Annotated in this window: 20 protein-coding genes, 2 tRNA genes and 1 pseudogene; 10 read left to right on the plus strand and 13 right to left on the minus strand. The window is 37.1% G+C overall.

Features of this window, described 5'->3' with window-relative positions:
• Positions 1-85: 85 nt before the first annotated feature.
• The 4 genes from dsbC to HMPREF2644_RS04305 all read left to right on the plus strand — a co-directional run bounded on the left by dsbC (position 86) and on the right by HMPREF2644_RS04305 (position 4183).
• Positions 86-775: a bifunctional protein-disulfide isomerase/oxidoreductase DsbC gene (gene dsbC, locus HMPREF2644_RS04290; protein ID WP_070828259.1), complete on the plus strand. Its 690-nt coding sequence runs from the start codon at positions 86-88 to the stop codon at positions 773-775.
• A 291-nt stretch (positions 776-1066) separates the two neighbouring features.
• Complete coding sequence (gene recJ, locus HMPREF2644_RS04295) at positions 1067-2794, plus strand: single-stranded-DNA-specific exonuclease RecJ (protein ID WP_070828260.1); 1728 nt, start codon at positions 1067-1069, stop codon at positions 2792-2794.
• Between the two features lie 4 nt (positions 2795-2798).
• On the plus strand, positions 2799-3494 hold the full coding sequence (locus HMPREF2644_RS04300; protein ID WP_083321801.1) for a thiol:disulfide interchange protein DsbA/DsbL: 696 nt from the start codon (positions 2799-2801) through the stop codon (positions 3492-3494).
• The gene (locus HMPREF2644_RS04305; protein ID WP_070828262.1) at positions 3491-4183 is read left to right on the plus strand and encodes a 5'-methylthioadenosine/adenosylhomocysteine nucleosidase; all 693 of its coding nucleotides are present in this window, start codon (positions 3491-3493) and stop codon (positions 4181-4183) included. The genes HMPREF2644_RS04300 and HMPREF2644_RS04305 overlap by 4 nt, the downstream gene beginning before the upstream one ends.
• 73 nt (positions 4184-4256) lie before the next feature.
• On the opposite strand, the gene HMPREF2644_RS04310 is transcribed toward HMPREF2644_RS04305, so the two are convergent.
• The gene (locus tag HMPREF2644_RS04310) at positions 4257-6995 is read right to left on the minus strand and encodes a TonB-dependent receptor domain-containing protein (RefSeq protein WP_070828263.1); all 2739 of its coding nucleotides are present in this window, start codon (positions 6993-6995) and stop codon (positions 4257-4259) included.
• A gap of 298 nt (positions 6996-7293) precedes the next feature.
• Complete coding sequence (locus tag HMPREF2644_RS04315) at positions 7294-8892, minus strand: lactate permease LctP family transporter (RefSeq protein WP_083321800.1); 1599 nt, start codon at positions 8890-8892, stop codon at positions 7294-7296.
• Positions 8893-9180: 288 nt separating this feature from the next.
• On the opposite strand from HMPREF2644_RS04315, the pseudogene HMPREF2644_RS04320 reads away from it, so the two are divergent.
• Positions 9181-9273, plus strand: a pseudogene (locus tag HMPREF2644_RS04320) ((d)CMP kinase); the annotation flags it as partial.
• A gap of 43 nt (positions 9274-9316) precedes the next feature.
• On the opposite strand, the gene fbp reads toward HMPREF2644_RS04320, so the two are convergent.
• On the minus strand, positions 9317-10321 hold the full coding sequence (gene fbp, locus HMPREF2644_RS04325) for a class 1 fructose-bisphosphatase (RefSeq protein WP_070828264.1): 1005 nt from the start codon (positions 10319-10321) through the stop codon (positions 9317-9319).
• A gap of 241 nt (positions 10322-10562) precedes the next feature.
• On the opposite strand from fbp, the gene truA reads away from it, so the two are divergent.
• Positions 10563-11372: a tRNA pseudouridine(38-40) synthase TruA gene (gene truA, locus HMPREF2644_RS04330; protein ID WP_070828265.1), complete on the plus strand. Its 810-nt coding sequence runs from the start codon at positions 10563-10565 to the stop codon at positions 11370-11372.
• A gap of 92 nt (positions 11373-11464) precedes the next feature.
• Here truA and HMPREF2644_RS04335 read toward each other — a convergent pair whose 3' ends face one another.
• The 6 genes from HMPREF2644_RS04335 to HMPREF2644_RS04360 are packed head-to-tail and all read right to left on the minus strand — an operon-like array spanning position 11465 to position 17891.
• Positions 11465-12481 carry a YeiH family protein gene (locus tag HMPREF2644_RS04335; RefSeq protein WP_070828266.1) on the minus strand — a complete coding sequence of 339 codons (1017 nt, stop codon included), beginning with the start codon at positions 12479-12481 and terminating at the stop codon, positions 11465-11467.
• 11 nt (positions 12482-12492) lie between these two features.
• Positions 12493-13302, minus strand: coding sequence for a peptide ABC transporter ATP-binding protein (locus HMPREF2644_RS04340; protein ID WP_070828267.1), 810 nt, complete (start codon positions 13300-13302; stop codon positions 12493-12495).
• On the minus strand, positions 13302-14351 hold the full coding sequence (locus tag HMPREF2644_RS04345) for a peptide ABC transporter ATP-binding protein (RefSeq protein ID WP_070828268.1): 1050 nt from the start codon (positions 14349-14351) through the stop codon (positions 13302-13304). The genes HMPREF2644_RS04340 and HMPREF2644_RS04345 overlap by 1 nt, the downstream gene beginning before the upstream one ends.
• A gap of 3 nt (positions 14352-14354) precedes the next feature.
• Positions 14355-15242, minus strand: a complete 888-nt coding sequence (locus tag HMPREF2644_RS04350) for an ABC transporter permease subunit (RefSeq protein ID WP_070828269.1) — start codon at positions 15240-15242, stop codon at positions 14355-14357.
• On the minus strand, positions 15232-16197 hold the full coding sequence (locus tag HMPREF2644_RS04355; RefSeq protein ID WP_070828270.1) for an ABC transporter permease: 966 nt from the start codon (positions 16195-16197) through the stop codon (positions 15232-15234). The genes HMPREF2644_RS04350 and HMPREF2644_RS04355 overlap by 11 nt, the downstream gene beginning before the upstream one ends.
• On the minus strand, positions 16197-17891 hold the full coding sequence (locus HMPREF2644_RS04360) for an ABC transporter substrate-binding protein (protein ID WP_070828271.1): 1695 nt from the start codon (positions 17889-17891) through the stop codon (positions 16197-16199). Before HMPREF2644_RS04360 ends, HMPREF2644_RS04355 begins: the two co-directional genes overlap by 1 nt.
• A 69-nt stretch (positions 17892-17960) precedes the next feature.
• On the opposite strand from HMPREF2644_RS04360, the gene HMPREF2644_RS04365 reads away from it, so the two are divergent.
• A complete protein-coding gene (locus HMPREF2644_RS04365) occupies positions 17961-19373 on the plus strand; it encodes a YcjX family GTP-binding protein (protein WP_070828272.1) in 1413 nt (470 codons plus the stop codon).
• Positions 19374-19410: 37 nt separating this feature from the next.
• On the opposite strand, the gene ppc is transcribed toward HMPREF2644_RS04365, so the two are convergent.
• On the minus strand, positions 19411-22050 hold the full coding sequence (gene ppc / locus HMPREF2644_RS04370) for a phosphoenolpyruvate carboxylase (RefSeq protein WP_070828273.1): 2640 nt from the start codon (positions 22048-22050) through the stop codon (positions 19411-19413).
• Positions 22051-22232: 182 nt separating this feature from the next.
• Complete coding sequence (purR, locus tag HMPREF2644_RS04375; protein WP_038441314.1) at positions 22233-23243, minus strand: HTH-type transcriptional repressor PurR; 1011 nt, start codon at positions 23241-23243, stop codon at positions 22233-22235.
• Positions 23244-23605: 362 nt separating this feature from the next.
• Here purR and dapD point away from each other — a divergent pair, with 362 nt between their 5' ends.
• Complete coding sequence (gene dapD, locus HMPREF2644_RS04380) at positions 23606-24433, plus strand: 2,3,4,5-tetrahydropyridine-2,6-dicarboxylate N-succinyltransferase (protein WP_005632504.1); 828 nt, start codon at positions 23606-23608, stop codon at positions 24431-24433.
• Between the two features lie 56 nt (positions 24434-24489).
• Here the strand turns inward: dapD and purA are convergent, their stop codons facing one another.
• Both purA and HMPREF2644_RS09510 read right to left on the minus strand, forming a co-directional pair.
• Positions 24490-25788: an adenylosuccinate synthase gene (gene purA, locus HMPREF2644_RS04385; protein WP_005660513.1), complete on the minus strand. Its 1299-nt coding sequence runs from the start codon at positions 25786-25788 to the stop codon at positions 24490-24492.
• A 128-nt stretch (positions 25789-25916) separates the two neighbouring features.
• Positions 25917-26282, minus strand: a complete 366-nt coding sequence (locus HMPREF2644_RS09510; RefSeq protein ID WP_005689212.1) for an ACT domain-containing protein — start codon at positions 26280-26282, stop codon at positions 25917-25919.
• Between the two features lie 307 nt (positions 26283-26589).
• Between HMPREF2644_RS09510 and HMPREF2644_RS04395 the strand changes: the two genes are divergently transcribed.
• Together HMPREF2644_RS04395 and HMPREF2644_RS04400 are read left to right on the plus strand one after the other, a co-directional pair.
• A tRNA-Met gene (locus HMPREF2644_RS04395) sits at positions 26590-26666 on the plus strand.
• Between the two features lie 5 nt (positions 26667-26671).
• Positions 26672-26756, plus strand: a tRNA-Leu gene (locus HMPREF2644_RS04400).
• The last annotated feature ends 59 nt before the right edge of the window (positions 26757-26815 follow it).

Below are 26815 nucleotides of genomic sequence, written 5' to 3' on the forward strand. Positions count from 1 at the left end.
GATTTTTGGATAGTTTGACCTTGCAGAAATTAGCAATCTCTCTATAATTTCAGGCTTTCTTACTCAGTAAATTTAGGAACAAAAAATGAAGAAAATTTTTACCGCACTTTTGTGCGTGGCTGCGGCTAATGCAATGGCAGATGATGCGGCAATTAAACGCAAATTACAGTCTTTTAATGTATCAAATATTGCTATTAAATCTTCGCCGATTTCAGGCATTAGAACGGCTGTCACGGATCAAGGTATACTTTATGTGAGCGAAGATGGAAAATATCTTTTTGAAGGTAAACTTTATGAACTCACAAATAATGGCCCTGTTGATTTCGCAGGTAAAATTTTAGTGGATAAACTTAATTCTTATAAAGACGAGATGATTGTTTATCCTGCGAAAAATGAAAAACACGTAGTAACAGTATTTATGGATATTACCTGCCATTATTGCCATTTGTTACATCAGCAATTAAAAGAATATAACGATCTTGGTATTACTGTGCGTTATTTAGCTTTCCCTCGCGCAGGTATGAATAATCAAACGGCGAAACAAATGGAAGCGATTTGGACGGCGAAAGATCCCGTTTTTGCTTTAAACGAAGCTGAAGACGGTAATCTACCAAAAGAAGTTAAAACGCCAAATATCGTGAAAAAACATTATGAATTAGGTATTCAATTTGGTGTACGAGGAACGCCAAGTATTGTGACTTCAACTGGTGAGCTTATTGGCGGTTATTTAAAACCAGCTGATTTATTAAGAGCTCTTGAAGAAACGGCACAATAATTTTATAATAAAGAGCAAGGGGCAGTTGCCTACCCCTTGTGTTTTAATAGTCGGTAATGCTTAATATGCTGGGGAGCTTAAAAGCATTAACAACACAAAAATTATGATATAAATACACAATTTAGGCATCATTAAAATCCTTAGCTGACACAATAGTTAGACTAATGGTCAGTAGGGCTTTTAACCCCTGTCAGCATTCAGGGTTAAAAGCCCTGAGCAACAGGAAAAAGTATAGATAAAAGAGCTGTTGATTTCAACAGCTTTTTGCTTTTAGGTATGAATTAATATCCAGTGAAAAAACTTATCAAACACCGTGAAATTCCAAGTGGAAATTCTGTTTCAAACCATCCGTTATTAGATCGCCTTTATCGCGCTCGTCATATTAAAAACACCAAAGAATTAGACCGCACTTTGAAATCAATGCTCAATCCAAATCAATTATATGGCATTGATCAAGCGGTAAATTTATTAGTTGAAGCCTATCAACAACAGCAAAAAATAGTGATTGTTGGGGATTTCGATGCTGATGGTGCAACTAGCACAGCATTGAGTGTGCTGGCTTTAAGACAACTTGGTTTTTCTGATGTAGATTACCTTGTGCCAAATCGATTTGAACAGGGTTATGGTTTGAGTATTCCAGTGGCTGAAATGGCGATTGAAAAGGGCGTTCAGCTTTTAATGACGGTGGATAACGGCGTTTCATCTTTTGAAGGCATTGCATTTTTGAAAGAAAAAGGCATTCGAGTTTTAGTCACGGATCATCATTTACCGCCTGAAACTTTGCCGCCAGCCGATGCCATTGTTAATCCTAATTTAAGTCAGTGTCATTTCCCTTCAAAATCTTTAGCAGGCGTTGGTGTGGCATTTTATTTGATGCTGGCGGTGCGTGCAAAATTTCGTGAACTCGGTATTTTTACTGCAGAAACACAACCTAATTTTACTGACTTGCTCGATCTGGTGGCACTAGGCACCATCGCTGATGTTGTGCCTTTAGATCAAAATAATCGTATCCTTGCTTATCAAGGTTTAATGCGGATTCGTGCACGGCGTTGTCGTCCTGGTATTATTGCGTTGGCTGAAGTGGCTAACCGTAATGTTGAACAGTTTACCTCAAGTGATCTCGGTTTTTGTATCGGACCTCGTTTAAATGCGGCAGGGCGTTTAGATAATATGTCGATTGGGGTGGAGCTTTTGCTGGCGAACGAAATGTCAAAAGCCAGAGAATTAGCTTTAGATCTTGACGAACTCAACCAAACACGTAAAGAAATTGAAGCAGGTATGAAGCTTGAGGCAATAAAAATTTGTCAAAATCTTACCGCACTTTTTAAAGAGTTACCCTATGGTATTACGCTTTATCAGCCCGATTGGCATCAAGGCGTATTAGGCATTGTTTCATCAAGGATTAAGGATCAATATCATCGTCCAGTGATTGCCTTTGCACAAGATAGTGAGGGAATTTTGAAAGGTTCTGCTCGTTCTATTGAAGGTTTACATATGCGTGATGTTTTAGAGCGTATTCATTCGCAACATCCTAATATGATTTTAAAATTTGGTGGACACGCAATGGCGGCAGGCTTGAGTATTCGCGAAGAACATTTTGCGGATTTCCAACATATTTTTAATCAAACCGTTGCCGATTGGTTTGATGAAGAACATATGCAAAGCATAATTTGGACAGATGGCGAACTGAATTCAAATGAATTTAATCTTGAAACGGCAGAGCTGATAAAATCGGTAGGCACTTGGGGGCAAGGGTTTCCTGAGCCTTGCTTTGATGGCGAATTTAAAATTTTAGACCAGCGCGCAATTGGGCAAAATAAAAATCATCTAAAAATGTTGCTAGAGCCGAAACAAGGTGGGGTTTTATTAGATGCCATTGCATTTAATATTAATACAAGATTGTATCCTGATCTTTCAATTAAACAGGCTCGTTTAGCCTATAAATTAGATATTAACGAATTTCGTGGCAATCGTAGCCTACAATTATTGGTAGATTATATTGAGCCGATAGATGAGTGATAGAATGAAATTAAAAGGGTTATTGGCATTTTGTTTGCTTTTTTTATCGTCGTTTGTTTTAGCAGAAGTCAATCAGAAAGAATTTTCAGTGCAAAATTCTCCGCACTTGCCATCAAGGGACACAATCTATTTTGAAGACGGGCGTGATTATTTTTCTTATAAAGAACCTATCGAACAAGCGTCTCGAGCGGATAAAAAAATCCGCATTCAATTCTTTTTTGATTATGATTGTCGAGTGTGTTCTTCAGCGCAGGATATTTTAGAGCTTTATAGTCAAATACGCACATATAAAGTTGCGTTGGAACAATATCCTATTGCAACTGCCGATAGCCAGTTTAGCGCACGCATTTTTTATACTTTGCAAGCATTAAGTGCGGGCGAATTATCTAATGTTTTGTTATTTGAGACTTCAGAAAAATCCCGTTATACAGAATTGTCCACATCAAATAAAATTCAACAATGGGCAGAAAAACAAGGGCTAGATAAGCAGTTATTTATTCAAACTGAAAATTCACAAAGCGTAAAAGAACAGATCCAAAATGCGATTGAATTGACGGAAGAATATGGTGTTTTTACCTATCCTTACGTTGTCATTGGTGGAAAATATGCACTCACTGCAAGTACGCTTTATAACGATGATTATAGCGTAGCAGTGTTAGATTTTTTGGTAAATAAAATAGAACAGGAACAAAAACAATGAAAATAGGAATTGTTGGTGCAATGGCACAAGAAGTGGAAATTTTAAAAAATTTAATGGCTGATAGAACGGAAACTCGAGTAGCAAGTGCGGTCATTTTTGAAGGTAAAATTAACGGTAAAGATGTTGCATTATTGCAATCAGGCATTGGCAAAGTGGCAGCTGCCATTGGCACGACGGCGTTATTGCAATTAGCCAAGCCAGATTGTGTGATCAATACTGGTTCTGCAGGTGGGGTAGCAAAAGGCTTGAAAGTGGGGGATATTGTGATTTCTGATGAAACACGCTATCACGATGCGGATGTGACCGCTTTTGGTTATGAAAAAGGGCAGTTGCCTGCTAATCCTGCGGCATTTTTATCGGACAAAAAATTAGCAGATCTCGCTCAAGAAATTGCAGAAAAGCAAGAACAATCAGTAAAACGTGGTTTAATTTGCTCTGGCGATAGTTTTATTAATAGTGAAGATAAAATTGCACAAATAAAAGCAGACTTCCCGAATGTAACGGGGGTTGAAATGGAAGCCACAGCGATTGCGCAAGTTTGCTATGCGTTTAATGTGCCTTTTGTGGTGGTTCGAGCAATTTCTGATGGCGGAGATGGCAAAGCAAGTATGTCTTTTGAAGAGTTTTTACCATTAGCGGCGAAGCAGTCTTCGGCGTTAGTATTAGGGATGATTGACAGACTGTCGTAATAATCTTTTAATAAGATAATAAATGCTAAAATTAAAGGCATAGCTATTAGCTATGCCTTTTTATATGAACCTATTAGAATTTATAGTTTAAACTCAGAATATAAGTTCTTCCACGTGCAAAGTTATAAAGCACGGTTTTATCTGAACCACCGCAAGCAGAAGAATCTTGCGCACATTCTATAGAATTATTTAAACTTGAATAATAACGTTGCGAAGCCGCGTCATTTCCAGCATCTAATGGATCAACATAACGTTTATCTAATAGATTTTGTACTTCCGCTTTAATAATCAAATCTTTGATTGGTTCATAGCTGACGTGTAAATCTAAAATAATAGGTTGTTTTTTAATCTCTTCTGTTTTTTTCACGGCATAGTAAGTTCTGTCGCCCGCAGTATATTTTTCATAGCGAGAGCCATTGATATATTCTTCTTCAATTGTCGCACGTTTACTTTTTCCATAATAACGAGCTGCCATACCTAAGGTTAATTTTTTATCAAACCAACGTGTACCAAGCTCTAATCTGCCGTAGTCTTTTGGTAGCATTGAAACACGAGATAAGCCATAACCTTGTTTCAAAATGTCTTCTTTTGAAGCATTATTCGGACGTGGGCTGGCATCGGCATAATTGGTTGGCTGATTAGTACGTTGATAAGCGTAAGAGAGATTCGCAAAAAAACGTCCCATATCATAATTAAGCTCTAACTCCGCCCCGCTTTTTTTCACGATAGGTTGATAATTTTGATGAGCGATGGTAAAGCGAAAACGAGTACTGTTTGCCCACGTAGGTACAATGCCATTTCTCCACCAAACACCGTAAACATTATGGATATAGTTTTTAATAAAGCTACGATAACCCACTAATTTGATGCCTAGCACATCGTCTTGAGTGAATAGACCTTTTTTATAAGTATTAAAGCCTAGTTGATAGGTGTCAGATTGTTCAGGTTTTAATGCCGTGTTTACCCCTGCATCAGACACTTGAGAGAAAAACATCTCTTGAATATTCGGCATTCTGTGTGTGCGTGAATAAGTGAAAAATGGCATAAAATAATCGCTTAGCTCTGCACTTAATGTAGCGGAATGATTGAATGCCTTTTTATGCCCTGATGTATGCAAAATCGGTTCATTAATTTGATTCGTTGTATTTTCATATCCAACATACTCACCATTAAACGCATAATGGATAAAATTCACGCTGTAATTTAAATGATAAATACCTTTAGAAAGTGCGGTATCAAAATACACGGTTTTAAATTTTTGCTTGCCAGAAGGTTGTAAAATCACTGAACGTTGTGGCAGTAAATTACGATCACCTTTAAATCGTCCTAAATTGCTGTAAGTACCTTGATCATGTGAATCATCGTTATAAAACAAACTTAATTCTTCTGGAAAACGGTTTTTACTGTATTCATTGGTAAAATAGTTAAAACCTAATGTGGTTTTTAAATCGATTTCTTTTGGCAACAAGAAAGTATGGCTGTTGTTTATATCAACAATATTTGCGACATTTTTGGTAATAAGTTTGTCTGCCACTCGCCAGCCAGCAAAAAAACCACCTTTAGGATAAATGGTTTTGCCAATGTTATGTGCAGCCATTAAATTAAGATCAAGATAGCTGTTATTATTGAAGTTATAATTGACTTGGTAATTACGGTTTTCAATTTTGCGAGAACCAATTTTATTATCCAACGTGCGTATTTGCGCTCCTAAATTTTGGTGATCATCGCCATATTCAAATTTTAACAAATGGCTACGCGAGCGTGATTGCAAACTACCCGGCTCAATAGGGGCAACACTATATTGATCTTTATTACGTTCAAATGATTCGTCAGTTTCTTTAATTCCATCAGGACCTGTTTGGAGCTTTGTAATATCCTTAGGTTTTTTTTTCTGTTCTAATAATTCTTTGAGAATTTCTTGTCTAGTCGTTGTTGCAGCAGATTTAATACGATACGAACCACAATTCTTATTTTTCGGATAATCTTGTTTGTTACAATACCAATGTGGTTTGTTTAAATCAGGTGCCCATTGCCCTTCAGAATCTAAAATATAACCCGCATTACGAAAATAAGCTTCTTTCTCTTTAGCAAGAATATCCTGCCCTAATGATGCTAATCGTTCTCCGCCACCGATACGATAATCTTGTGAAACTTCACGTTGGCTATAACCATACACCACGCCTACATAGCCACCATTATCAAGCCATTTTCTGCCAGCAGCCGTCGTCATAAAATTGGATTTAGTGGCATTGCTTCCTGTCATTCCTTTCAGAATAATGCCGAATGGTTTGTCATCAGTAATCACATCATTAACGCTTAATGTTCTAAAATTAGCACTGCCCGCTAAGGCATTTATACCGCTTGCTCCCGAAAAGTTGCTTTTATTAACATCTACACCTGCAATAAAATTAGGATCGATTGCCGCACCAAATTGAGAACTCCCGCCTGATTGACCTGAGTCTAAGGCTGTAGAATAGAAGGTTTGGGTTACACCATCAACCATCGTATTGACACGACCTAATCCATTTTCGCCACGAATATTTACAGAAACCACACCCGAGCCTTTATCTTGTTGAGTAAATGCCCCAGGAATGCTCCGAATGACTTGGTCAATGGTTTGTGTTTCCTTAAAGACATTTTCACGCGTACTTTTGGCTTTGGCTTCAGTGAAAGGTTTTTTGTCATTTGATATCACTTTTTCTACGACATCAATTTGCCCTAATGTTTCTTCGGCTTGAGCTTGTGTAATCGTCATACCGATTGTATTGATTAGGCTAAGTGTAATTAAATTTAATTTTATAGCTTTCTTCATTATAGTTCCTATTTATTTTTGAGAAATATTACGATTATCCATTTTATAAGAGGGATTTCAAGGAATGATTTAATAAATTTAATGAAAATACCTAAAAAAATAATGAAAAAAATTAATTTTTAGAGAGGAAATATGTTGAGAAGATAAAGAAAAAGAAAGTTTGGTTTTTGCTAAATGGGCAAATTCATTCGCAAAATCAACCGCACTTTAATGGGTTAAAGGTTAGTTTTGATAGTAGAAATATAAAAGAGAAAAATAGGAAATGACCGCAAAAGTGCGGTCATTTTTGGCGTAAATTTTATAGATTATAAAATAAAGGTACTAAGAATAGCGCGCAAAGTGCGGCGATGATACCGTAAACGATCATAGGTATAATGGTTTTCTTAATAATTGTGCCTTCTTGGTTTGAAATATTTAACACAGAACTTACCGCTACAATGTTATTGATACATACCATATTCCCCATTGCCCCACCGACAGATTGTAAAGCAAGAACAAGTGCGACAGAAATGCCTGTGGTTTCTGCGGTAGAAAGTTGAACACTACCAAATGTTAGGTTGGATACGGTATTTGAACCTGAGAAAAAGGATCCAATCGCGCCTAAGAAAGAGGAGAAAATAGTCCAGTTACTACCAGAAATTTCAGCAAAAGTTCTACCTATAATTTTTACCATAGAATGTTCGCCACCCACTAACATTAGGTTTACCATCACTAAGGCACCAACTAAGGCAATAAATGGATTTTTAGATTGTTGTAAACTTGATACAAAAATCTGTTTAACATTTGAACTGGAAATTTTAAAGACAGGAATCGCAATTAGTACTGTAATGACAAATGGAATCAATGCGGGTACGTAAAGAAGTTTATAGCTTGATGAAACATTTGAGCCAAAAATATTTTTTAAGCTAAAGATTAAACCTTTGCTAATTTCAAATAATCCTAACGAACCTAATGTAGTTGAGAACCAAATAGTTGCGTCATTCATCATTGCTTTGAATGGTAATTGATGAATACGAGTCACAATTAAAAATGCAATAAGTAAACCTGTAGGGAATAATGCTTTAACTACTTCTCCCGTACTTACCGCATTATTATCAAGGGTATTTGTTACTTTTGCTAAACCAATATTGCGATTCGCAGCCCATACAGAGATAAATAAGCCGATTGCCCCCCCAACGAGTGATGGAAATTCGTAATTGACTTGAGCAATCAAGAAATAAGGTACTACGCAACCCAGTACGCTAATATAGATAAATACGATGTTTTTACGAATATCATCCCAACTTACTAAGATACGAAGTGCTAATAATGGGATAAGAAGTGCAGCAACGGAGTGTATAAATGCTGTAATAGACCCAATTTCTAAAATCATATTTTCTGATAATTTTAAAGCACCAAAACCAAACCAAGTTGGTGTACCTACCGCACCAAAGGATACGGGAACTGAGTTCATAATTAGTGCCAACATCGCCACTTTTAATGGATGAAACCCTAATCCCACTAAAATAGGTGCAGCAATTGCCGCTGGTGTACCAAAACCACTTGCACCTTCGATCATAAAGGCAAACGCCCAACCAATAATCATTAATTGTGCAACGGGATTTGGATTAATATTTCCTAACCATTTTCGCATAATATTTGTTGCGCCTGAAATTTCAGAGAAACGGTTAAAGAGAATCGCACCAAAAATTACTGTAATAGGAGTTTGTACCGCAACAATTGCAGAAACAACATTTGCACTAATAGTGACAATATCTGTATTAAAGTGTAAAAGATGAACGCCCATAACTAATGTCGCAATCCAAGGTAAGGCAACATAAGAAGGTAGCGCGTTTCTTTTTACCATAAGATAAATCAGTAAAACGATAGGAAAAATACTTAGAATAAAAGACAGCATAAAATATCCTCAGAGTTAGATTAAAAGATGTGGTTATTTTATGGATTTATATGCAAAAGCATATACCTATTTTAAGAAAATGTGATCAATATCTCATAAAATTTAACATTTTATTTTCATTTTTTACATTTTTATTACTATTTGTGTTTAGTTATAGTATTAATAGAAGAATATAGAATATAGAATATAGAATATAGAATATGATAAAGATTGTTTAATACCATATTAACATTAGCAGGATTACCAAATTCTCACTATAATGCGCAAAATTTTGAGAATGAAAGGATAATTTGTATGGGAATGATTATTACTGTTGATGGTCCTAGTGGTGCTGGGAAAGGGACGCTTTGTTATGCGTTGGCTGAAAAGTTGGGCTATGCTTTTTATTGATAAAAATCTCCCCTTTTAATCGAGGAGATTTTTATTATTCTTCTTTAAATTCTTCCATCATTTCTTGCGCTTTTTTTACCATATCTTCTGAACCAACAAATAGTGGAACACGTTGGTGGAGTGCGGTTGGTTCGATATCTAAAATTCGACGATAACCATCTGTTGCGACACCACCAGCTTGCTCCGCTAAAAATGCAATTGGATTGCCTTCATATAATAAACGGAGTTTTCCATTTGGATAGTTGGTTGCACTTGGGTAAATATAAATGCCGCCTTTTAATAAGTTGCGGTGGAAGTCTGCCACAAGTGAACCAATATAGCGAGAGGCGTAAGGGCGATTGGTCGCTTTGTCTTCTTCTTGGCAATATTTAATGTATTTTTTTACACCTTGTGGGAATTTGAGGTATTGCCCTTCGTTGATGGAATAAATACGCCCCGTTTTTGGCATTTGCATATTTTCGTGTGACAGGCAGAATGTACCGATTGATGGATCATAAGTAAAGCCATTAACTCCGTTACCTGTGGTATATACCAACATAGTTGATGAACCATAAACAATATAACCTGCGGCAACTTGTTTATTCCCAGGTTGTAAGAAATCTTCTAAGGTTACAGGTGTGCCAATTGGAGATACGCGACGGTAAATGGAGAAAATTGTACCGACGGAGACATTTACATCAATATTTGAAGAACCATCAAGGGGATCCGTTAAAATAATGTATTTTGCATTGCGACCACGTTCCGTATCAAACGCAATAAAACTTTCTTCTTCTTCAGATGCAAACCCTGCCACTTCTTCACGTGCCATTAATGCCGCTTTCATCGTGTTATGGGCGAATAAATCAAGTTTCATTTGACTTTCGCCTTGTATGTTTTCAACACCAGATTGACCTAGAATATTTGTTAAACCTGCTTTGTTAATATCTCGATGAATAATTTTTGCTAAAAGACGAATTGACGACAAAATACCACTCAATTCCCCTTTTGCGTTTGGATATTCAGCTTGGCGTTCAACGATAAATTCACTCAATGTTTTCATAATTTTCCTTTTAGTTTTTCATAATGCGTAAGTTAATTATAGGGAGTTTGGAGTGTAAACTCTAATGGCAGATTATCAGAATGGGATCTTTATCACAAAAAATTCACATTTATTATTGCAATTTTTAGAAACTATCGCTTATTTTTGAATAAATTTTGGAGTGTTTTTATGCATTTGCGCTCCAAATAAACTTGAGCTACCATAACCACACTTTATTAAGCCAAAAGCCAAAAGGTAAAAAATGAAAATCGCATTAGGCATTGAGTATAACGGGCAAAATTATTATGGTTGGCAGAGACAAGAAAAAGTCCGTAGTATACAAGAAGAATTAGAAAAGGCACTTTCTTGTATTGCAAATGAAAAAATTGAAATATTTTGTGCGGGGCGAACGGATTCTGGCGTAAGTGGAACGGGTCAGGTTGTTCATTTTGAAACCAATGCGATTCGTCCTGAGAAAGCTTGGGCTTTTGGCACTAATGCTCATTTACCTGATGACATTGCGGTGGCTTGGGCAAAACAAGTCGATGATGAATTTCACGCCAGATTTTCCGCAACAGCACGCCGTTACCGTTATATTCTTTATTGTAATAAATTACGCTCTGCGATTTTAGCGGGAGGAATGACACATTGTCATTTAGATTTAGATGCGGAAAAAATGCATCAGGCAGGACAATGTTTACTTGGCGAACATGATTTTTCCTCTTTCCGTGCAGCACAATGTCAATCCCATACCCCTTGGCGTAATGTGCATCATTTGAATGTGTCTCGTATCGGGCAATATATTATTGTGGATATTCAGGCGAACGCTTTTGTGCATCATATGGTGCGTAATATTGTGGGAAGTTTGATTGAGGTCGGTGCTGGAAATAAGCCGATTGAATGGATGCAATGGCTACTTGAGCAGAAAAATCGTCAGCTTGCTGCACCAACAGCAAAACCAGATGGATTGTATTTGGTTGATGTGATTTATCCGCAGAAGTTTGATATTCCTAAACGCCCAATTGGTCCTTTATTTTTAGAGGATGGTTTATTAAATCGTACTTTGAAGTAAAGCGTAATTTCATGTTTTAAATAACCATATCTGAAAATATTCTTCATAAAAAAAGACCGCACTTTAAAAGTGCGGTCAATTTTAAGTGAGTTTTATATTAATTTTGATATTCCATAATTCACTAAAAATCCACCAACCACTAGCCATAAATAAATTAGTGTTCCTAAAACAAGTGGTTTTAATCCTGCCTTTTTGATTGCGCTTGCTTGTGTAGTTAAGCCAAGGGCAGCCATCGCTGAAATTAATAAGAAAGAATCGATTTCAACGAATAATTTCACGAGTTCTTTTGGTAATAAATCAAAAGAATTAAAAATCGCAACGCCAATAAAAAGTACAGCAAACCAAGGAATTGTAATTTTGTGTGAGGTATTTTCTGATACTCCATTACTACGTGTTAATAACCAAGAAAGCATTAATAAAAATGGTGCAAGCATCATTACTCGGATCATTTTGGAAATGACGGCAGTATTCGCCACGATAGGATCAATATTTTCCCCAATGGCATAAACTTGAGCCACTTCATGTACGCTAGAACCAACATAAATACCGAATTGATGGGCGTTAATTAAATCTTGTGACCACGTGTAGAACAAGGGGTAAGTAAAAATAGCAAGCGTCCCGAAAATGACCACTACGGCAATCGCCACTGAAACTTTATGAGATTCTGCTTTGGTAACAGGCTCTGCCGCCATAACCGCTGCCGCACCACAAATGCTGCAACCTGCTCCAGTGAGATAAACCAATTGTTTATCCATTTTTAGATAACGAATGCCTAAAAGTGCGGTAAAAAAGAAGGTTGAAATTAGCATAATCGCATCAGTGACAACAGCATTTAATCCTACATCGGCAATATCGCCAAAAGTGAGGCGGAAACCATACAACACAATGCCAGTGCGAAGAAGCGTGCCTTTCGCAAATAACACGCCTTTTTCCACTTGTGTTGAAAATTGCGGATAAATGGTATTGCCGATTGCCATTCCCAGCAAGATGGCAATAATTAGAGCACTGATATGATAATGATGGGAAAAATTAGTGTTTCCTAAATAGTTAGCAAGTATAGCGATAATCGCAATAAATATAAGTCCGAAATAAAAGGGACGAGTGTTCATTTTTCCTTTCCTTAGTGAGTGTTTTTGTCTTTTACCCAAGCGGTTTCATCTAAAATTTTGCCAAAATAGCTTTCGACTAAGCGACGAGTAACATCAGTTTGTGGATCAGTAAAAAGATTTTGAGGGCTGCCATATTCAATCATTTTTCCGTCATCCATTACGATAATCGTATCTGCAATATGTTTAATTACACCGAGATCCTGTCCCACATAAATATAAGATATACCTAAACGTTGTTGTAAATCAAGGGTTAAATTAAGCAATTGAATACGTACAGAAGCATCTAAATTGCCAATTGCATCATCTATTATAATAATTTCTGGTGCTAAAATTAATGCGCGTGCTAGGGCAACCCGCTGCTTTTGGCTGATAGAGAGATGCTTAATATTGAGATTTGTGTAATCAGGATAAAGTCCAACGAGAGATAGGGTTTCAAAGATTTTTTCATTACGTTGTGTCTCTGTCCAATCTGTCGCTAGGCTTAATGGTTCGTCTAATATTTGCCCAATATTTAAACGTGGGTTGAATGCAGAATTAGCATCTTGGAAAACCATACGAATATGTTTAGCTCTAGATTGTACATCCTGATATTGTAATTCTCGATCATTAAATAAAATTCGACCAGAAGTCGGCGGAATAATGCCCGCTATCATTTTCACTAGGGTTGATTTACCAGAGCCATTATTGCCAATGATCGCAAGTGTTTGTTTGCGTTCAAGGGTAAAACTCAGGCTATCCACTGCATTGAATTGACTTCGTCCAAATAAACTGGCGTGACCTTTGAACGTTTTAGTTAAATCTTCCACTTGTAATAAGGGCATTATTCATTTCCTTTGCAATTAAGTATAAAAGGGGGGGCTGTTATTTTTTCTTTAAAATTTTTTTCTCGTAAATTAATAGGATAATGACAAGAAAATTCGTGTTGTTTTATTTTCAATCGTCTGGGTTTTTCCATACATTTTTTTTGTGCAAAAGGGCATCTTGGGCCAAGACGACAGCCAATTGGCATTTGCTCTAAAATAGGCACGGTGCCTTCTAACGTACCCAATTTAGTTTTAAATCCTAAAGGTTGAGTAAAATCGGGTACAGCATTAATTAAGGCTTGGGTATAAGGGTGATGGGGACTTTCGATTAATATTTCAGTCGGAGCGGATTCTGTATTTTGCCCACAATAAAGCACTGAAATTTGATCGCACCATTCACTAATACTTTTAATATCGTTACTCGTAAGTAAAATTGTTGTTCCCTGATTTTGGTTCATACTGGAAAGTAAACGAAAAACTTGTAGGGCAGTGGTTGATTCTAACGCATTTGTCGGTTCATCCGCGATTAATAAGCGTGGCTGATTAGCGACAGCCATTGCGATCATAACTTTTTGTCCTTCGCCTTCTGTCAGTTCGTTAGGATAGCTTGCCATAATATCACGATGATCTTTAATTCCTACGCGATGTAACAATTCAATAGCACGTCTTTTTTTCCACCCAAACCATTTCCACCATTTATTTTTAAATGTCCAATTAGGAATATTTTGGATGAGTTGTTTTCCTATCTTTCGACTTGGATCAAGGCAAGATAAGGGATTTTGGAAAATCATTGAAATTTCTTTGCCAACAATCTTACGTCGTTTATGAGGACTGAGTTTCAGTAATTCTACATCGTGAAAACGAAAGCGATCGGCAGTAATAATCCAATTTTCTTTGATTGCATTACAAATGACTTTAGCGATTAAACTTTTTCCTGAGCCTGATTCGCCAACTAATCCAGTGATTTCTCCTTCGTTAAGAGAAAGATTGACGCCATCTACAATTTTTATACGTCCATTGGAGGTTTGAATTTCAATATTTAGGTTACAAATGTCTAAAAGTGCCATAAGCTATTCTTGATGTTGATTGATGGCTTTAGTTAAGCCATTACTGAAAATAATACTTAATAAAATAGTAAAAATAATGGCGAAACCAGGTAAAAGTACTGTCCAAGGCGCAAGATAAAGTAGTTCCAAAGAGTCTTTTATCATTGCCCCCCATTCGGGTGTAGGTCGTTGTGCGCCAAGAGAAATAAAGCTTAACGCACTAATATCTAACATGGCTATAACAAAAGCACGAGCCACTTCTTGAATATAAATAACGGTAATATTCGGTAAAATAGTGCTTTTCAATAAGGCTTGATTGGAAATGCCTTCAAGTTTTAGCATTACAACATAATCTTTTTTTAATTCTTTTTGAATAGTGCGATATATGGTGTGAATGAAATAAGGCAAAATCGCTAATAGCGTAGCAAACATTGCATTCCATAAACTTGGTTCCATTAATGTTGAAATAACAACGGCAATTAATAGAATAGGTAATGATAAAAAAGCATCAAAAATATGCCCGACAAAACGAGCTTTAATACCTTTCAGTAATCCTGCAATAATTCCTAGTGCGCCACCTATTATTGCCACTGAAAAGACAACCAGTAAAGCAGAACCTAAGGTATAGCGAGTACCCATAATTAAACGACTTAATATGTCGCGACCTAAATCATCAGTACCAAAGAAAAAAGCAATTTTTCCTCTATCTACCCAAGATGGAGGCATTAATTCTTGCCCAATAAATTGTCGATTATCAGCATAAGGTGCAAGATAACTAGCAAAAAGTGCGGTAAAAATTAATGCGATTAATAAATAAAAGCTAAAAAGTGCGATGGTATTTTGACGAAAGCGTAACCAAATTTGAAAGATTGAGGTACTTTCGCGGAATTCATCAGGTTCTTTATTTTGCATACCAACCTTTCTTTTTAAATGGATCGAGCATAAAAATGAATAGTTTAGTGAATGTATCAATTAAAATAATACATACGCCAATAACAATTACACCTGCTGCAATGCTGTTGTAATCTTGTTCATTTACAGCGTTAATTAACCAACGACCAATGCCTGGCCAACCTAAAGCTGTTTCTACCAACATACATTGCGTTAATACTAATGTGAATATGCGTGGTACTTGTGGAACAAGCAGGGGAAAAGTATTACGGAAGACATATTGATGGAGAATTTTCCATTTTGACCAACCCCGTGTTGTTGCTACTTTGGAAAAATTTTGATTCAAAATATATTCTACTCGTTGATGAATAATGCGGATAATTTCCATTGTTGGCAAAATACACAATACCAGCGTTGGTAAGGCTAAATGTTGTAATACATTTTGTACGATTTTTGTGCGATAAGGTACTTCCATAAACCACATATCAATGACAGGAAATCCTGTAATGGATTTAATTTCGTAAAGTAAATTATATTGCCCAATAGCGGCAATTTCCCAATGTGAGAGCGCAGCAACATACAGTAAAATGGGGGCTAACCAAAATATTGGAATAGATAGTCCTACATAAGATAGGCTTTGTAAACTTTTTGCAAAAATTTGTTCAGAATTGACCGCACTTATAATGCCAAGTGGCAAACCAAAAATAAATGCTAAAAATAATGTAATGAAACAAAGTTCTAATGTGGGAGGAAGAACCGTGAGAATAAGGTTCATTAATGATTTTCCACCGTTATAGGTAATGCCAAAATCACCTTGTAATAAGGTGCCTAAATAATGAAAATAGCCGATATAAATGTTTTGTGTAACAAGATTCGCATTAAGAGGATCACGTAATAAAATGACAAAGCCTAATAACGATAGTACGAGTAATAATAATGCCACCCACAGAATATGGCGAAGAGCCGACCATAACATTAGTGTTTCTCCTGAATAAAATGTAAGGTGGAAAAATCTAAGCTACCAAAAGGTGTCATTTTTACTCCTTTCACACGACTATTTGCGACTAAAATTCGTTTTACATTGGCAATAGGAATAATGGGTAATTCACGTAAAACGAGTTCTTGGGCTTCATTATAGGCTTTTGCGCGTGAACTTAAATGTGAGGTGGTAATGGCGCGATCCATAAATTGATCAAATTCTTCATTACACCAATTAGATAAATTAGTGAGTTCATTTTTTGTTCCACAGCTTAAAATTGGACGCATAAAACCATCAGGATCAAGATTACCAGCTAACCAACCAGATAGAATCAAATCATAATTTTCTGATTGATTGCGTAATTGCGCCGTTAAAAATGGACGAGTTACGGCACGCACTTTAACTTTTACACCCGCTTGAGCTAAATCCCATTTTATCATTTCAGCCATTTTAAAAGGTGCAGGATTATAGACTTGTTCTTCATTAATTACCCATAAATTTAACAAAAGGTTTTTATCTGCTAATTTATTTTTGGCGATTTTGGGATGGTAATCAAACTCAAATTCTGGCGTATTGACAGTTGAAGCCCAAGACACTTCAGGAATAATGTTATTAGCAACAGTTGCTGTGTTATGGTAAATGCTATGAATGATTCGAGCTCGGTTTAAACTTTGTGAAATAGCGGCACGGATTTCGTGATCTCGCATTAATGGCTTATCAAAATTAAACGCTAAATAGGCTAAATTCATCCCATCAGTAGATTGCATATAATAATGTTTGTCATCATTTTTTAATAAGCCAATTTGGCTTACTTCAGGATAAGAAGCGATTTGACATTCGTGATTGAAAAACTTGACTAAACGCCCGCTTCGATCAGTAGAAAGATCCACAATAATATGTTCTATCTTAGCTCCTTTTTTCCAATAGTTTTCGTTACGCACTAAGCGAACATATTGATTATATACATAATCTTTTACTTGATACGGCCCTGTGCCTACTGGATGAGTATCTAATTGAGCAAGGTTATCATCTGCGCTTAATTGATAGGCATATTCTTGTGAAAAAATAATCGCATATTGGCTGGCAAGATGCGACAAGATGGAGGAATCTGGCTCAAATAATTCAATTTTTACTTGATAAGGCGAAAGTGCGGTTACAGATTTGATTTTTTCGTTAAGTTTAATGCTATCAAAATAAGGAAAACGAACTTTTCTTGCTTGTTCGTGAAACACTTTATATTGTGGATTACTATAAGTAACATTCGCCTCTGCTAAGGTTGGTAAATAAGTATTATGTCCTAATACATGATTAATCGAAAATACTACGTCTTCCGCATTAAAATCACGTGTTGGAGTAAACCAAGGGGTTTGGTGAAATTTTACGCCGTGACGTAAATTTAATAAAATTTCCTTACCATCAGCTGAGATGGAATAAGATTGCGCAAGCATTGGTGTTAATGTTGCACTGTGATTTTTTATATCAAATAACTTGTTATAAATTTGCTCCGTGACCACATTCATACTGGTTCCCGCATCTGTAGTTTGCGGATTAAATGAAAAACCTGAAGCATGGGTGCAATAAGTTAAGCCATTTTCAGTTAAAAATGTTGGAATACTTGGCGCAGCCTGTAATTCTACACTTTGGCTTATGCAGAGCAGAAAATATAAAAATCTCAGATTTAGACGTAACATAACAAATGCTTTGTGATAAATTATATATCGAATTATAAAATATATTGGCAAAAATGGCTAGGATATTGAATGTTTAATCAAGTTCAAAAGGAAATTAATCAAATCATTAATCGTGTTTTTGACCGCACTTTGCGCTTGGCGGTAACAGGGTTAAGTCGAAGTGGAAAAACGGCATTTATTACAAGTTTAATCAATCAACTTCTCTCTATTAATCAAAATTCATCACAGCATTTGCCCTTGTTTGAAGCGGCTAGAAATGGTTCAATTTTGGCAGTCAAACGAATATCCCAACAAGATCTCAGCGTGCCACGTTTTGATTATGAAAGTAATTTAAATGATTTGTTACAAAATCCGCCTCAGTGGTTTCAATCAACTCGTGGCGTGAGTGAAACACGTTTAGTAATTCGTTTTCAACACCAATCTGGCTTGCTACGTCATTTGAAAGAACGCGGCACGCTTTATCTGGATATTTTTGATTATCCGGGGGAATGGTTGATCGATTTGCCGTTGTTAAATCTAGATTTTCAACAATGGTCACAAGAACAAGTAAAGGTAACCACAGGTATTCGCGAAGAATTAGCGCGAAATTGGCTTGCTATGTTGCAGGATTTGGATTTAAGTGCGGTTGCAAATGAAGATGTTTTAGCCAAGATAGCGAAAAGTTATACGGATTATTTATACCAATGTAAGTCGCAAGGAATGCAATTTATTCAGCCTGGGCGATTTGTATTGCCGAGTGATTTAGACGGTGCGCCCGCATTACAATTTTTCCCATTGATGCATCTTTCGGAAGAACAGTGGAAAACCTTGAAAAAAACAGCCAAATCGAATAGCTATTTTGCCGTGCTGACAAAACGTTATGGTTATTATCGCAATAAAATTGTAAAAGGTTTTTACGAAAATTATTTTTCTACCTTTGATCGTCAAGTTATTTTGGCGGATTGTTTAACGCCTTTAAATCATAGTCAGCAAGCCTTTTTAGATATGCAAATGGGCTTAAATCAGTTATTTAATAATTTCCATTATGGCAGCAGAAATTTTCTTCATCGTTTGTTTTCTCCAAGAATTGATCGATTAATGTTTGTTGCGACGAAGGCGGATCATATTACTCGTGATCAAATTCCTAATTTAGTGAGTTTAATGCGCCAAATTGTGCAAGAGGGTGGTCGTTATGTGGAATTTGAAGGAATTGACAAAGAATATACCGCCATTGCGGCTGTTCGTACCACAAAGCAAGTGATTGTGAATCAGCAAGGAAAAGAAATTAAAGCAATTCAAGGGATTCGTTCTATTGATAAACAACTAATTACGCTTTATCCAGGAACAGTGCCGAGTAAATTACCAAGATCAGAATTCTGGCAAAAACAACCGCATTTTGATTTCGATAGTTTTGAACCTCAGCCTTTAGAACAAGGAGAAACTATTCCCCATTTGAGAATGGATGCGGTTTTACAATTTTTATTAAGTGATCGATTTGAATAAAAAAGTGCGGAAAATTTTTCCGCACTTTTTTATTTTTCTAGCCTGTATTGCGCATCCCAGCTGCGATACCTGTTATGGTAATCATCAATGCTTGTTCCACATCGGGATTGACTTGCTCTGGATTTTCACGGAAACGGTGAAGTAATTCTACTTGTAGTAGATTGAGTGGATCCGTGTAGATATTACGCAATGCGATTGAATCTGCAATCCAAGGTAAATCAGACATCAATTCACTTTGATGAGAAAGTGAAAGCACAGTTTGAATATCATCTTTAAGTTGTTTACGCAAATTTTCGCCTAAATACCAAAGTTCTTTTTTCACTAATCGTTGATCATATTGTTGGGAAAGCCAGGTATCTGATTTACTAAATACCATTTCCAACATTCCGATTCGCGTTGAAAAGAACGGCCAGTTTTCGCACATTTCATGAATAATATCGCCTTTGCCTTGTTCAATAATCTGACGGATAGCTGCACTAGCCCCCAACCAAGCTGGCAGCATTAAACGGTTTTGCATCCACGCAAAAATCCAAGGGATGGCACGTAAACTTTCCACACCGCCATTTGGATTGCGTTTTGCTGGGCGAGATCCAAGCGGCAATTTGGACAGCTCCTGTTCTGGCGTTGCACTACGGAAATAAGGCACGAAATCTTTATCGCCACGAACCACACTACGATAAATATTGCAAGAAATCGTGGAAAGCTCGTCCATTATAGTACGCCATTCTGGTTTCGGTTCTGGTGGCGGTAACAGATTTGCTTCTAAAATGGCACTAGCGTAGAGATCAAAGGTTTCTACCGCCACAGCGGGTAAACCCAGTTTAAAGCGAATCATTTCGCCTTGTTCTGTTACACGTAAACCATTTTTTAGGGAACGAGGCGGTTGAGAAAGTAATGCCGCGTGTGCTGGCGCACCGCCACGACCAATGGTGCCACCACGTCCGTGGAATAAAGTGAGTTCAATGCCAAGTTTTTCTGTTAAATTTACTAAGGCTTCTTGCGCACGGTATTGCGCCCAAGAAGCAGCCATCATTCCCGCATCTTTTGCCGAATCTGAATAGCCAATCATTACCATTTGACGATTATTGATCACGCCACGATACCAACCCACATTGAAAAGTTGAGTCATCACTTTTTCGGCTGCATCTAAATCCTCTAAGGTTTCGAATAATGGCACAACAGGAATATGATATGGCACGCCAGCTTCTTTTAAGAGTAAATGAACGGCTAAAACATCAGATGCACTGCGCGCCATCGAAATAACATAACACGCAATGACACCTTGTTTTTGTTGAGCAATGACTTTACAAGTATCTAAAATTTCTTTGGTTTCAGGCGATGGCGTCCAGTTTTGCGGAATCAATGGACGGCGAGAGCTTAATTCACGAATTAAGAAAGCCTGTTTATCGTCTTCCATCCATTGAGAGTAATCGCCCAAACCAATATAGCGCGTGATTTCAGCAATGGCATCGGTGTGACGAGTGCTTTCTTGGCGAATATCCATTTGAGAAAGCGTCACACCAAAACAACTAATACGGTGCAAAATATCCAACAATGAACCATTTGCAATAATGCGCATACCACATTGAATTAAAGATTGATAACAATCGTAAAGCGGCTCCCACAGTTGATTATCTTCCAAAATAATCTCGCTTTCGGAGACTCTTGGTGTGCGATTAGATAAGTGATCATCAAAATAAGCTAATGTTGCTGTAAGTTGATTGCGTAAATTTTTTACTACGAAACGATAGGGTTCTAAATGTTCGCCGTATTTATCACGAAATTCATCGCTACATTTCATCATTGAAAGTTCATCGGCTAATTTGCTGATGTCTTGTAAGAATAAATCCGCCGCTTTCCAGCGGGCAAAATAAAGTACTTTTTTGGTAATTTGTGCGGTAACAAATGGATTTCCATCACGGTCGCCGCCCATCCAAGAGGAAATACGCACAGGTTTTAATCCTACCGGCAAATCGTAACCTAAAAATTCACGGGCGGTTTCGTTGAGTTGGCGTAAAAATTCTGGCACAGCTTGCCACAAACTGTTTTCTAACATCGCAAAGCCCCATTTGGCTTCATCAAATGGCGTTGGACGAACAGTACGAATTTCGTTGGTATGCCATGCTTCAGCGATTAAACGAAGTAATAGACGCTCAATAATATTGCGTTCTTTTTCCGTTAAATCATGATGTTCTAGCTTGCTTAAACATTTATTGATTTCAATGTGTTTATGAATTAGTGAACGACGTGTTGTTTCTGTTGGATGTGCGGTCAGAACAAGCTCAATTAATAATTTTTCGACGGTTTTATGCACCTCTTCCACTGAAGCATTTTGTTCTTTTAAGCGTTTGAAAAGTTCGCTTAAGGATTGAGAAGAACTTTGAGCAAGAGAATGTTCACGGGAAATGGTTTGATATTGTTCAGCTATGTTAGTGAGGTTTAAAAATTGACTGAAAGCACGTGCGACAGGAATAATATTTTCATTAGAAATACTACCTAGCGTGTCTAGCAATTCTTGTCTTGCTTTATCATCGCCAGCACGAGAATTACGAGAAAGTTTACGAATGTTTTCGATTAACTCAAGAATATCCTCGCCCTGTGCATCATTGATGGTTTCTCCGAGAAAACGCCCTAACATACTAATGTTATTGCGCAGAGTACTGTACTCTTGTGTCATAGGAACTCCTAAAAGTAAAAAATAAAATTTGTCAGTTGGCGATAGATATAACTAAAAATAGGGTGGAGGGCAAATGCTATTCAGAGAAATTTTGAAAATAATCAAGAAAAGCTAAAAAATAGCTAAAAAAGAACCGCACTTTTTAGGGATTGTTTAAAAAGTGCGGTCTATTTTTGATAAGTTTATAAAATCGATTTAACGGATTTTCGAATGATAAGCTCAGGGGTTATATCAATACGACTATATTGTTGAACACCTTCATCTTTGTGAGTAATTCGTTCTAACAGAATATTTACTGCCTGTCTGCCTAAACGTAGTTTTGATTGATGAATGGTGGTTAATGGTGGCGCATAGAAACGTGAGGCGTGAATATCATCATAGCCGATAATTGACATATCCTCTGGCACACGCAAGCCTTTTTCTGTTAGTGCTGATATTGCACCGAGTGCCATCACATCGTTACAGCAGAATAGGGCGGTTGGTAATTCCTCTTGAGTCAGTAAACGATTCATACATTCATAGCCATCTTCAGGCTCAAATGCACCCTCTAGTACCCAAGACGGATTGATTGTTAATTTAGCTTCTTCCATTGCTTTTTCAAAGCCTTCATAACGCGTTCTTGCGGTAGTTTTATTGAGTTCGCCGCAGATAATCCCGATTTTTTTATGACCGCACTCTATAAGATGTTTGGTTGCTAAATAACCGCCATCAAAACTATGATCATCAATCACATCTGTATTGGTATTTGGCCCCCAATCCATTACAACCATTGGAATAGTGGAAAATGATGAAAGTAAATCCAATGAATCCTGAGTATATTCAGAACACATTACAAGCAAACCATCGACCCTTTTTTTTGCCAACATTTCTAAATGATTTTTGACTTTTTCAGGATCATTTTGTGTGTTACACAAAAATAAAGAATAACCTTGTCGATAGCAATGTTCTTCAACAGAATGGATTATTTCGGCAAAATACGGTGCTTCACTGGTTGTCACAATCATACCAATGGATTTGGTGGTATTGACTTTTAAACTGCGTGCCACAGCACTAGGGGAATAATTAAGTTGTTTAATTGCGGATAACACCGCTTCTTCCGTATCTTTTGCAACGAAACGGGTTTTATTAATTACGTGAGATACGGTTGTGGTGGACACACCAGCCATTTTTGCCACATCTTTAATTGTTGCCATATATTTAAATCCCTAAAAAATTTTTCCTATTATAAAGGTTTGTTGAGAATTTAGTCATCTTTATTGCAAATTTTTTATAAAAAGAAGTGATTTTTTCGTATTATTCTTGCTAGAATGTCTGCGTTATTTTTTTTATGAGGAGAACAAAATGAGCGATTTTGGTTATGCAATGATTATGGTTGTTTTTAGTATGTCTGTTGTCGTGGGGCTTGCACTTTCAATCTTTTAATCAAATCAACTTTTTATTATCACCGCAGTTTTGTTTCTACAAAGTGCGGTGATTTTTTTTCGGTGTTTTGCTTGCCCGTTTAAAATATGGTAAAACTAATGCCGTTTTATTCACAACATATATAGGAAGTTCTATGTCAAATTTACAAGCAATTATTGAAGCTGCATTTGAAAAACGTGCAGAAATTACACCAAAAACCGTTGATGCAGAAACGCGTGCGGCAATTGAAGAAGTGATCGAAGGATTAGATTCTGGAAAATATCGTGTAGCCGAAAAAATTGCTGGCGAATGGGTAACACATCAATGGTTAAAAAAAGCGGTATTGCTATCTTTCCGCATTAACGATAACCAAATCATTGACGGCGCAGAAACAAAATATTACGACAAAGTGGCATTAAAATTTGCGGATTACACTGAAGAACGTTTTACTGAAGAAGGTTTCCGTGTTGTGCCTTCTGCAACGGTGCGTAAAGGCGCATATATTTCTAAAAACTGCGTATTAATGCCATCTTATGTAAACATTGGTGCTTACGTTGGCGAAGGCACCATGGTAGATACTTGGGCGACGGTAGGTTCATGCGCACAAATTGGTAAAAACGTGCATTTATCGGGTGGTGTAGGCATCGGCGGCGTGTTAGAACCATTACAAGCTAACCCAACCATTATCGGCGATAACTGTTTTATTGGCGCGCGTTCAGAAGTGGTTGAGGGTGTTATCGTTGAAGATGGTTGTGTTATTTCAATGGGCGTATTCATTGGTCAATCAACCAAAATTTATGATCGTGAAACAGGCGAAATTCATTACGGCCGTGTACCAGCAGGTTCTGTGGTGGTATCAGGTAGCCTTCCATCAAAATGTGGAAAATATAGCCTATATTGTGCCGTGATCGTGAAAAAAGTGGATGCAAAAACTTTAGGAAAAGTGGGCATCAATGAATTATTACGTTCTATTGAAGAATAGTAAAAAATATAAAAAAAGACCGCACTTTTAAAGTGCGGTCTGAAAATCAAAAGAAATTAAGCAGCGAACGGATCACGTAAAATCATTGTTTCTACACGATCAGGGCCAGTTGAAAGAATATCAATAGGTACGCCAGTTACTTCTTCAATACGTTTAATATAGTTAATGCAGTTTTGTGGCAATTTATTTACATCTGTGATGCGGAAAGTATTTTCTTTCCAACCTGGTAATGTTTCATAAATTGGTTCTACACCTTCCCAATCTTTCGCCGCTAACGGTGCATATTCAACGATTTCGCCATTTGGCATTTTGTAAGCAACACAGATTTTTACTTCATCAAAACCATCTAATACGTCTAGTTTAGTCATACAGAAACCAGAAATAGAGTTAAGTTGGATTGCACGACGAATGGCGACGGCATCGAACCAACCGCAACGACGTGGACGGCCTGTTACCGCACCAAATTCGTTACCTTTACGTGCAATTTCAGCACCTACATCATCAAATAATTCAGTTGTGAATGGGCCACCACCTACACGAGTACAGTAAGCCTTAATGATACCAAGTACATAATCAAGATTACGCGGGCCAAAACCAGAGCCTGTTGCAACACCACCAGCCGTTGTGTTTGAGCTGGTTACATACGGATAAGTACCGTGGTCGATATCTAACATTGTCCCTTGTGCGCCTTCAAATAAAATATGTTCGCCATTTTTGCGCGCAGTATCAAGAATTGTAGTGATATCTGCCACCATACCTGTGATTACATCGGCAATTGCCATTACATCATCTAAGGTTTTTTGATAATCGACAGGTTCAACTTTGTAGTAGTTCACCAATTGGAAATTATAGTATTCAAGGATGTTTTTGAGTTTTTCGGCAAAGGCTTCTTTATTAAATAAATCGCCTACGCGTAAACCACGACGAGCTACTTTATCTTCATAAGCTGGGCCAATACCACGACCAGTTGTACCTATAGCTTTTTTGCCAAGGGCTGCTTCGCGTGCGTGATCCATTGCAACGTGATAAGGCAGAATCAAAGGACAAGCTTCTGAAATTAATAAACGTTCACGAACTTTAATACCTCGGCTTTCAAGTTCGCCCATTTCTTTCATTAATGCTTCAGGCGAAACCACAACGCCATTACCAATTAAGCAAGTTACGTTTGGATGTAACATACCAGATGGAATTAAACGTAATACGGTTTTTTCGCCATTGATAATAAGTGTGTGACCTGCGTTATGGCCGCCTTGATAACGAACTACGTATTTTACGCGATCCGTCAAAAGATCAACGATTTTTCCTTTACCTTCATCGCCCCATTGTGCGCCTAAGATAACAACGCTTTTTCCCATAATTTCCGCCTTTTATTCGGTTAAATTAGTCAAATGAACAGCCGTTTACTTTACTCTTTTTCGGCTTTAATCTCAATGATATAAAAGAAAAAGTGTGGTGATTTTTCACCGCACTTTAGGTTTAAATTTTATTCAAATAAGGATTTGTGTAACGAGCGTACAATTTCATCAGAATGTTCACTTTGTACTAACATACAAACATTGTTGGTACTTGCCCCATAACTAATCATTCGCACATTATAAGATTGAACAGTATCAAAAATACGTTTTGCCACACCTGAAGTGATATGCAGATCATTGCCAATTAATTTTTCACGTTCTGTCGCTTTTACACCATTTACTAAAGCCACTAATAAATTTGTTACACCAGCTGATGCAGAAAGCACAACTACGCGTGTATTGGGATCGGCAATGACAATTTTTGCACAAGCTGTCATCGCATTGTAGTTAGCAACAGATGTTCCGCCAAATTTGGCGACTGAGAGATGGGGCATAAGATACTCCTAGATGTTGTGTTTTTTTTAGAATAGTGGGTATAGAAATAACGATTTAGGCATTTTTTGTCAAATAAATTTTAATTAACAATAAATGAACGCATAAAAGAAAAAATAGGATTAGGAAAAATTTGGCTGTTGAGAAAGCCATATAAGTTGTTTAAATGAATAAAAAATAAGTGATATGCTTCATTAATAACCAAACAAACATAAAATTACTTTTTTTGTAAAAAAGTATTTGACGAGGATCATCAAAATTAGCATAATACGCCCCGCAAAGCCGATATGGTTAAGCAAATTAAGTGATGGCTACATAGCTCAGTTGGTTAGAGCACAACACTCATAATGTTGGGGTCGCAAGTTCGAATCTCGCTGTAGCCACCAAATTTGCGGGACTGGCGAAATTGGTAGACGCACCAGATTTAGGTTCTGGCGCCGAGAGGTGTGTGGGTTCAAGTCCCTCGTCCCGCACCATTTATCGCTTTGTAATTCAAATAGTCGTTGGGGTATCGCCAAGCGGTAAGGCACTGGGT

Origin of the sequence: Haemophilus sp. HMSC071C11 (assembly GCF_001837655.1) — a bacterium.
Classification (GTDB): domain Bacteria; phylum Pseudomonadota; class Gammaproteobacteria; order Enterobacterales; family Pasteurellaceae; genus Haemophilus; species Haemophilus influenzae.